7 protein-coding genes are annotated in these 9217 nt (G+C 75.4%); 5 read left to right on the top strand and 2 right to left on the bottom strand.

The window, feature by feature from the left end:
* Window positions 1-541: 541 nt before the first annotated feature.
* A complete protein-coding gene (locus F8271_RS27690) occupies window positions 542-2965 on the top strand; it encodes a WG repeat-containing protein (protein WP_151492790.1) in 2424 nt (807 codons plus the stop codon).
* A gap of 45 nt (window positions 2966-3010) precedes the next feature.
* Window positions 3011-4009, top strand: a complete 999-nt coding sequence (locus F8271_RS27685; protein ID WP_151492789.1) for an aldo/keto reductase family protein — start codon at window positions 3011-3013, stop codon at window positions 4007-4009.
* 51 nt (window positions 4010-4060) lie between these two features.
* On the opposite strand, the gene F8271_RS27680 is transcribed toward F8271_RS27685, so the two are convergent.
* Window positions 4061-4858: a site-2 protease family protein gene (locus tag F8271_RS27680; RefSeq protein WP_151492788.1), complete on the bottom strand. Its 798-nt coding sequence runs from the start codon at window positions 4856-4858 to the stop codon at window positions 4061-4063.
* The gene (locus tag F8271_RS27675; RefSeq protein WP_030337978.1) at window positions 4858-5058 is read right to left on the bottom strand and encodes a hypothetical protein; all 201 of its coding nucleotides are present in this window, start codon (window positions 5056-5058) and stop codon (window positions 4858-4860) included. Before F8271_RS27675 ends, F8271_RS27680 begins: the two co-directional genes overlap by 1 nt.
* Before the next feature lie 191 nt (window positions 5059-5249).
* Here F8271_RS27675 and F8271_RS27670 point away from each other — a divergent pair, with 191 nt between their 5' ends.
* The 3 genes from F8271_RS27670 to F8271_RS27660 all read left to right on the top strand — a co-directional run.
* Window positions 5250-7112 (top strand): bifunctional adenosylcobinamide kinase/adenosylcobinamide-phosphate guanylyltransferase, encoded by a 1863-nt coding sequence (locus F8271_RS27670; protein ID WP_151492787.1) that lies wholly within the window; start codon window positions 5250-5252, stop codon window positions 7110-7112.
* Window positions 7102-7875 carry an adenosylcobinamide-GDP ribazoletransferase gene (locus tag F8271_RS27665; RefSeq protein WP_151492786.1) on the top strand — a complete coding sequence of 258 codons (774 nt, stop codon included), beginning with the start codon at window positions 7102-7104 and terminating at the stop codon, window positions 7873-7875. Before F8271_RS27670 ends, F8271_RS27665 begins: the two co-directional genes overlap by 11 nt.
* A gap of 66 nt (window positions 7876-7941) precedes the next feature.
* Window positions 7942-9217, top strand: a 1276-nt coding sequence (locus F8271_RS27660) for a DUF2314 domain-containing protein (RefSeq protein WP_151492785.1), incomplete at its 3' end; no start/stop codon positions are given.

The following is a 9217-nucleotide window of genomic DNA, read 5'->3' as shown; positions in this document are numbered from 1 at the left end:
CGCGCCCGTCTCGCCGGCCGCACCCGACTGGAACCGACCGGTCTCGGCCGCCCCGGTCTCCCCCGCCTGGAACCGACCGGTCTCGGCCGCTCCGGTCTCCCCCGCCTCGACGGGCCACGGGCACCGGGCGACCGACCCCAGCCCGCCGCATCGTCCGGATCGGGACCGACCGGTGTCGGCGGCACCCGTCTCACCGGCAGCGGACGTACCCGTCTCCGGCCCGCCGGCCGCCCGGCTCCGGCTGGAGTTCCTGCCCGCGCCGGTGGATCCACCGCGGACCGACGAACCCTCGCTGTCTCCCGAGCGTCGGACGCCGTCCGAGCCGGCGCCGACCGCCTCCGCTCAACCCGCCGCACCGCCGCGCTACCCGGGGGCGAGCCCCGCAGGCCGCTCCGGCGACGGGCGGCGGGGCGACGAGCAGGCAGCCGATAGCCGAACGACCGGCGAGACGGCACCGCCCAGCTGGCAGCACCCGGATCGGGCGACCACCCGGCCGACCCCGGCGACCACGCCACCGCCGGGCACGCCCGCAACGCCCGCGATGGACGCCGGTCCGGCGCTTCCGGTCGCCCCGGGCGTGCCGCGCCGCTACGTTCCACCGCCGCCCTCGGAATCATCGGTGCCGCCCGCAACGGAACCGGCCGAGGCTCCGGTGCGGGGGCCGGACGCCTGGTTCAATCCCGCCCAGCAGGCGGAGTCCGACCAGGACGAGACAACGACGGACCATTCGGCGACCGGCGCAGGGTCGGTCCTCGACGACGCGGCCAACTCGTCGCCAGTGACCGCGGAGCGGCAGGAGCGGCGCACGACGTCCGCCGAGCCGACGACCGGTGGCCCGCCGACGGACCGACGGCCCGACCCGACTGTCGAGCCGGTCGCGCCCCCAGTCTCCGCGCCGCCCGCGTACCCGGTCTCCGCGCCACCCGCGCGCCCGGTCTCCGCACCGCCCGTGTCCGCTCCACCCGCGGCCTCGGTCTCGGCACCACCCGCGTACCCGGTCTCCGCGCCGCCCGCGTACCCGGACTCCGCACCGCCCGTGTCCGCTCCACCCGCGCGTCCGGTTTCCGCGCCGCCCGCGCGACCCGTGTCCGCGCCCGACGACGCGACGGCGTCCACCGGGTCGCTCCCCGCGTCTGCGGACGGCGAGGCCGCCGGCGACCCCTGGGGCGACGACGACGACGTACCTACGGAGCCCGGACCCGGATCGACGGCGCTCGGGCCGGTGTCCGGTCCACCGGCGCGCCCGGTCTCCGGGGCGCCGAGCGTCACGACGCCGCACGAGCACACCGAACCCGCCCCTGAACCTTCCGGCCGCGCCTCCGAGGTTTCCAGCGAGCCGGCCGACGTCACGGACCCCGAGGCAGCGGCCCGGCCACCGGCGCCGGTCTCGGACAGCGACCACCAGTCGGCTCCCGTCCCGGCCGTCACGCCTGCCGACCCGGACGAGGGCGACCCGGACGAGGACGACCCGGCGGCCGAGGTGAGCTCCACGCCGCCCGACCACGACGCGGACCAGCCCGTCTCCGCGCCGCCCGTGTCCACACCGGAAGCACCCGTGTCGGGCGTGCCTGCCATGGCCATCCCCGGGCCGCGGACCGGGTCGCCCGGGGAGAACGCACCGGTGTCCGCGCCGCCCGCCGACCCGCCGGAGCCGACCCGTCCGTCGTTGGCCGACCCGGGCGACCCGGAGCAGGTCCTGGGGGCGTACCGCTGGCGGCTGGACCCGGTCACCCTGCGCGAGGAGCTGACCGAGCCCGACGACCTGCGAGCCATCCGGCGGCGGCTGACCGAGAAGTTGGGCTCGGCCATCGACAACCGGACGCGGGCGCGACTGCTCAGCCTGCGGGCGGTGGCCTCCCGGATCCTCGGCGAACTGGACGACGCGCTGGCCGACGGTCGGCTCGCCCTCACCTACGCCGAGGCCACCGGCGAGCTGCGCCGGACCGCGCTGGCCCAGGCCCGGCTGGCCCACGTGCTGCGCTGGCGCGGCGACTTCGCCGAGGCCGACCTGCTGTTCGCCCGGGCGAACTCGATCGAGCTGCCGGACCGGTTGCGGGCCGCGCTGCACGAGCACGCCGGGCGGTCCTGCCACGACCAGGGGCGGCTGATGGAGGCGTGCCACCACTTCGAGCGGGCGCTCGACCTGCGCGGCGCCGGCGACCCGGAGCTGCTGGACCGGGTCCGGGTGGCCCTCGACGCGGTCACCGCCCGCGCGTCGGCGGACGGCTTCGGGCCGTACCCCCGGAGTCGGGACGACATCCTCGACCGTGACCGACCCCCGATGCCGGGCCGGGACGGACCGCTGTGGGGGTACACCGACCCGGACGGCGAGCTGGTCATCCCGGCCCGGTACGCGGAGGTGCAGGCGTTCCACGACGGGCTGGCGTGGGTCCGGCGCTCGGACACCGACCGCTGGTCGCTGATCAACCTGCTCGGTACGACGGTGATCCAGCCGTCGTACCGGATGGCGCGCCCGTTCAGCGACGGCCTGGCGTGGGTGGTCGGCGACGGCGGTTGGACGGCCATCGACGCGACCGGCGCGGTGCAGGTGCCGCCCAACTTCGCCGAGGTGCGCCCGTTCCGGCGCGGGGTGGCCGCGGTACGGCGTGAGGGGTGGGGCGCGGTCGACCGGAACGGCCGGATCGTGGTGCCCACCCGCTACCACGGGTTCAGCACCGAGCTGGCCGACGGCGAGCAGATCGACGGGTTCACCGACGAGGGTCTCGCCGTCGTCGACGTGGCGGGTCGACGCGGTGTGGTGGATCGCTCCGGTGCGGTGCTGGTGCCGCCGGCGCACCCGATGCTGGTCATCCATCCGGTGGCGTTCCTCATCGGCAGCGCCACCGGCCGGTGGGGTGCGCTGGACCGCCGGGGTGAGCCGCTGATCGACCCGGTGCACCGCGACCGGGCCGAGGTGCTCGCGGAGATCGACCGGTTGCTCACCGACGCGAACCCGGTGCTCTGAGACGCCGGTCGGCGATCGTGATCCACCGAGGGCTAGGGTCGGGACGTGAAATTCCGACACCTGGGCCGCTCCGGCCTGATGGTCAGCGAGATCTCGTACGGCAACTGGCTCACCCACGGTTCGCAGGTCGAGGAGGACACCGCCTTCGCCTGCGTGCGGGCCGCCCTGGACGCGGGGATCACGACCTTCGACACCGCCGACGTGTACGCCGGCACCCGGGCCGAGGACGTGCTCGGCCGGGCGCTGGAGAACGAGCGCCGCGAGGGCCTGGAGATCTGCACCAAGGTCTACTGGCCGACCGGGCCGGGTCGCAACGACCGTGGCCTGTCCCGCAAGCACATCATGGAGTCGATCAACGGCTCGCTGCGCCGGCTACGTACCGACCACGTGGACCTCTACCAGGCCCACCGGTACGACCACAGCACGCCGCTGGAGGAGACGATGGAGGCGTTCGCCGACGTCGTGCACTCCGGTAAGGCGCACTACATCGGCGTCTCCGAGTGGACCGCCGAGCAGCTGCGCGCCGCCCACCCGCTCGCCCGCGAGCTGCACGTCCCGCTGATCTCCAATCAGCCTCAGTACTCGATGCTGTGGCGGGTCATCGAGGCCGAGGTCGTACCGGCCAGCGAGGAGCTGGGCATCGGGCAGATCGTCTGGTCGCCGATGGCGCAGGGCGTGCTCTCCGGCAAGTACCTGCCGGGTCAGCCGCCGCCGGCCGGTTCCCGCGCCACCGACGAGAAGTCCGGCGCGAACTTCATCGCCCGGTTCATGAACGACGACGTGCTCACCCGGGTGCAGCGGCTCAAGCCGCTCGCCGAGCAGGCCGGGCTGAGCATGCCCCAGCTGGCCGTGGCGTGGGTTCTGCAGAACCCGAACGTCTCGTCGGCGATCATCGGCGCGTCCCGCCCCGAGCAGGTGCACGACAACGTGAAGGCGGCCGGGGTGAAGCTCGACGCCGAGCTGCTCACGGCGATCGACGAGATCGTCGAGCCGGTCACCGAACGGAACCCGGCGAAGACCGTGTCCCCCGCGCAGCGTCCCTGACGAGGGCCCGGGCCGGTCGGTGCGGATCTCGCGTCGACCGGCCCGGTCGGGTCAGCTCTGCCAGAAGCGGATCAGGTCGAGGCCGACGGCGTAGAGCCACGCCGGCAGGCCGAGCAGGTCACCGACCGCGAAGACCGCGTCGAAGAACCAGCCGCCGATGCGCGGGTTCCACAGCAGCGCGAACAGCAGGATGAATCCGTACGGGGCGAACAGGTCGTACATCTTGCGCCACTGCGGGTTGAGCCACGGCTGGATCATGTTGCCGCCGTCCAGACCAGGCACCGGCAGCAGGTTGAGCACGCTCGCGGTGAGCTGGAGGAACGCCAGCAGCGCCACCCCGGCCCAGAACTCCACCGGGCCGCCGGACTGCGTACCGAGTCGCACCGCCAGCACCAGCAGCAGCGTGAACAGCACGTTGGTCGCCGGTCCGGCGAGGCTGACCAGGGTGTGCCGCAGCCGCCCCGGGATGGCGTGCCGGTCCACCCACACCGCGCCACCGGGCAGGCCGATGCCGCCGAGCAGCACGACCACCACCGGCAGCACGATGGACAGCAGCGGGTGGGTGTACTTGAACGGGTTGAGCGTCAGGTAGCCGCGGTGGGCGATGTCCCGGTCGCCGGCCCGGTAGGCGACCACCGCGTGGGCGTACTCGTGCAGGCACAGCGAGACCAGCCAACCGGAGACCACGAACAGGAACACGTTGACGCGGACGTTGCCGTACCCGTTCCAGGTCAGCACCCCGCTGACCGCGAGGAGCGCGACCAGGCCGAGGAAGACCGGGCTGGGCCGGAACGCCGCCCTGGGCACGCCGAGCACCAGCCCGTCGGCGCCCGGCCGGTCGTAGCCCATCACTCGGCCGTGGGTAGCAGGCTCATCCGGTACTCCACCCGGTCGTCCTCGACGAGCGCGACCGAGGTGACGCCGGACGCCGCGAGCTCCCGCCAGGTCTGACCGATCCAGGATTCGGCGTCGGCCTGGCTGCCGAACGACTCCGCCGGTCCCTCGACCGTCTGACCGTCCGTGCCCTCGTACCGCCAGCTCCACGCCATGCCGCGTCTCCCCTCGCCGCTGAAGTCCCCGTGGGACGAACCCTCGCCAGCGTAGTCGGCCCCGCGCCGGACGGCCGCTCGCTCGCCCCCGCCGTGACCCAAGGGTTGATCAATCCAGGCCGGTACGGCGGCCCGGGAGTGAGCGCCGGGCCGGCAGGCAGAGCGACCCGGGCCGGCCTTAAGGTACGGGCATGTCCGTTGACGGGTGGAACACGGTCCTGGTGCTCGGCGGTATCCGGTCCGGCAAATCGGAGTTCGCCGAGTCCCTGGTCACCGACGCGCCGGTGGTCCGCTACCTCGCCACCGCACCGGAGGGCGACCCGGAGGACACCGAGTGGGCGACGCGGCTGGCGGCGCACCGCTCCCGACGGCCGGGCAGCTGGAGCACCGAGGAGACCGCCGAGGACCCACGCCGGCTGGCCGACGTGCTCGCGTCCGCCGAGCCCAACGAGACGCTGCTCGTGGACGACCTGGGCGGCTGGGTGACGGTGCTGCTCGACCCCGACCACCAGCCGGCCGACGACGTGGCGACCATCGCCGAGCTGGCCGAGGCGATCCGCACCTGCTCGGCCCGGGTGGTGCTGGTCAGCCCGGAGGTGGGGCTGTCACCGGTGCCGACCACCCCGCTGGGTCGGGCGTTCACCGACGCCCTGGGCGCGGCGAACCGCGCGGTCGCCGACGCCTGCGACGCGGTGGTGCTGGTGGTCGCCGGCCAGCCGGTCTGGCTGAAGCCGACCGCGGCTTCGCCCGCGCCGTCGGCCCCGGCTACCGCTACCGCGCCGGTCGCGGTGAGCCCGGGCGACACCGGGCCGACCCCCGAGGTGCAGCTGCCGGACGTGCTGACCCACCCCGCGCCGCCCGCCCCGAACCAGGAGCCCGGCAACCCGTGGGCCGCACCGACGATGGCGTTGCCGATGGTGGCGACCGGGCTCGTCATCCAGCCGGGCATGGAACTTCCGATGCCCGACGAGTACACCGGCCCGCAGGCGGTGGACCGACTGGCCACGCTGGACATGCCCGGCGCCGGGCTGGGCGTACTGGACCGGGTGGTCGGCTTCGCCGCCGCCACGCAGGCCACCTCGACGCCGGTCGCCTGGGGCTCGGTGCGGGTGCTGCTGCTGCACGGCGACCATGCCGGCGGGGCGTCGGCCGGCACCATCGCCGGTGACTCGGCGCGCCGGGCCACGCAGGCCCGCGCCGGGCAGGGCGCGTTGGCGCGGCTGGCCGCCGAGAGCGGCGCCAGCCTGCAGGTGGTGGACGCCCCGACCGCGGCGGCCATGGAGGACGAGCCGGCGTTGTCCCCCGCGCAGGTCGAGTCGGCGCTGCGGTACGGCTGGCGGCTGGCCGAGCAGGCCGCCGACGCCGGCGTACAACTGCTGGTGTTGGGGGCGTGCGGCGCCGGCACCGAGGCGGCGGCCGCGGCGGTCCTCGCGGCGACGGCGGGCGCGGAGCCGCCGGCCGTGCTCGGCCGGGTGATCACCGACTCCGGTGAGATCGACGACGCGGCCTGGATGATCCGCTGCGCGGCGGTGCGCGACGCGTTGCACCGCACCCGGCGTTCGCCGCGCGGCGCCAAGGACGTGCTGGCCGAGCTGGGCGGCGGTGATGTGGCGGTGGCCACCGGCGTGCTGCTCGGCGCGACCGCCCGCCGGGTGCCGGTGCTGCTGGACGGGCCGGTCGGGCTGGCCGCCGGCATGGTCAGCCGCGACCTGGCCGGGCAGGCACGGCACTGGTGCCTGCTCGCCGACCACGGCGGGCACCCCGCGGTGCGGCTGGCCGCCGACGTGCTCGGCCTCACCCCGCTGCTCGACCTTCGACTGGACCTGGGCGAGGGGGCGAACGCGCTGGTCGCGCTCCCGTTGCTGCGCTCGGTGCTGGCGTTGGCCGCCGCGCTGCCCGCCCACCCGTCGCTGGGCGGCGGCGGGCCCGAGCAGCCGGACCAGACCCAGCCGGACTACGCCGAGCCGGACTTCGCCGAGCCGGAGCCGGCCGGGCCGGGCCCGGCCAGCACCGGTGCGGACGAGCAGCCGGCGTCGGGCTGGCGTGCCGGCTGAGTCGCGGCTCCTCGCTGGCGCCCGACTGGCGGTCACCACGTTCAGCACGCTGCCGGTGCGCACCGGGCGGATCGACCGCCCGGTGGCCGGCACCGCGATGGCGCTCGCCCCGCTGGTCGGCGCCCTGCTCGGGGCGTTGCTGGCCGGTGTGCTGCTGCTCGTCGGCGCGGTCGCCGCACCGCTGGTCGCCGCCACTGTGACGGTGGGCGCCGCGGCCCTGCTCACCCGGGGGCTGCACCTGGACGGGCTGGCCGACACCGTGGACGCCCTCGGCTCGTACCGCCGGGGCGCGGCCGCACTGGAGATCATGAAGAAGCCGGACGTCGGCCCGTTCGGGGTGGTCGCCCTGGTGGTCGTCCTGCTGGTGCAGGCGGCGGCGCTCACCGACCTGGCCGCCCGGCCCTGGCCGGCGTGTCTCGCGGCGGTGGTCGCGGCCACCGCCGCCGGGCGACTCGGCGTGACCGTGGCCTGCCGTCGGGGCGTACCGGCGGCCCGGCCGGACGGCCTCGGCGCGCTGGTCGCCGGCACGGTCGGCCCGCTGGCACTGGCCGCCGGCGCGGTCACCGTCGTGCTGCTGGCGGTGCCCGCCGTGCCGGGCCGCCCGTGGCAGGGGCCGCTGGCCGTCGTCGCCGCGCTCGCCGTCGCGGTCGCGCTGCTGGGCCACGTGGTACGCCGGCTCGGCGGGATCACCGGCGACGTGCTCGGCGCCACCGTCGAGGTGGTCACCACGCTGGTCTACCTGGGTCTGGTGCTGTCCGCCTGAAGCCGGCGCGGCCGGCCGGGTAGCGTTCGCCTCGACAGCACCGGCGCGGCCACCGGGGGAACGAACATGCTCATCACCGACGACTTCCTGCCCGTACCGGTCCCGGAGTCGCTCAGCGCGACCTACCTGGTGCCGATGGCGGGGCTGCCGAAGGTCAGCGCGAAGACGGCGGTGGCGGCGCTGACCGGCCGGCTGGCCGAGCCGGTGCACGGGCTCGCCCGGCAGATGCTGGACAGCCCGCTCATGAGCGTGGACACCCGGCCGATCGCGGTGTTCCCCGAACTGCCGCCGGATCTGCTCACCGCGTTCGGCGCCACCGAGGCGCAGCTGGCGCGGCTGGCGGCGGCGACACATCTGGTGGTGGTGCAGGCCGAGTACCGGCCCGGTTGGCCGCCGGCGCACGAGTGGGCGGCTCGGGCCGTGGCGGCGGCGGTCGCCGAGTCCGTCGACGGCGACGTGGTGGACGTTTTCGGCCTGCAGTTCCTCGACCCGGCCACCGCGTTGCGTTCGCTCCCCGACGAGCAGGGCCGCATCCGGCTGGTCGACTGGGTGCTGGTGCCGTACTCCTCGGACACCGAGGGGCTGTGGTTCACCACCAAGGGTCTGCGCCGCTTCGGGCTGCTGGAGTTGCAGACCCAGGGGGTGCCCGACCATCTGACCCGGGCCTGGGGCGCGGTGATGACCGGGGCGGCGCGGCGGCTCCTGCGGGACTGGACCGACGGGCTCGCCGGCGAGGAGGTGCCGGCGTTCGTGCAGCTGCCGGTCCTGGCGACGGTGACCGGGCACGACATCGCGGTGGCGTACGGCAACCCGGAGCAGCATGGCGCGACCGCGCCGGTGCTGCTGCGCCTGGAGCTGGACCCGGCGACCGACCCGGAGGCCGACTCGTTCCTCAGCCTGCGCCCGCCGGCCGGGCATCCCGGTCCGGACGGGCGGTACTACGCCGCCGCCTGCGCGACGCTGTTCTCCGGGATCCAGCCGGACGTGCGCTACGCCCGCGCCGGTGACGCGATGAGCCGGGCGGTCGCGACCGCCCGCGCCGCGTTGGGCGACGCGCGGGCACGGTTCGTCGCCGGCGGGCTGCCCGCCGAGTCGCAGCTGGTGGTGAAGTACGGCCTGCCCGGCGACGACGGCCCGGAGTACGTCTGGGCGGGCGTCACCTCGTGGGAGACCCCGGAGCGGATCGTCGGGGTGAGCGCCAGCGACGCCAACACCGACCAGAGCGTACGCATCGGTGCCCCCGTGGTGGTGGAGGCCACCGACGTGGTGGATTGGGCCGTCCTGGACGCCACCGGCGTCATCGAAGGCGGCTGGACCCAGGCCGTCCTGGACTCCGGCGAAC

This window comes from Micromonospora sp. ALFpr18c (assembly GCF_008868155.1).
In the GTDB taxonomy this organism is placed as follows: Bacteria; Actinomycetota; Actinomycetes; order Mycobacteriales; family Micromonosporaceae; genus Micromonospora.
The sequence above is the reverse complement of the archived record's forward strand: the minus strand, read 5'-3'. Positions and strand labels throughout refer to the sequence as shown.

Coding starts and splice junctions, on each gene's coding strand:
- F8271_RS27690 (WP_151492790.1), top strand. CDS start 542: ATGGACGCCGGTCCGGCGCTTCCGGTCGCCCCGGGCGTGCCGCGCCGC.
- F8271_RS27670 (WP_151492787.1), top strand. CDS start 5,250: ATGTCCGTTGACGGGTGGAACACGGTCCTGGTGCTCGGCGGTATCCGG.
- F8271_RS27675 (WP_030337978.1), bottom strand. CDS start 5,058: ATGGCGTGGAGCTGGCGGTACGAGGGCACGGACGGTCAGACGGTCGAG.
- F8271_RS27680 (WP_151492788.1), bottom strand. CDS start 4,858: ATGGGCTACGACCGGCCGGGCGCCGACGGGCTGGTGCTCGGCGTGCCC.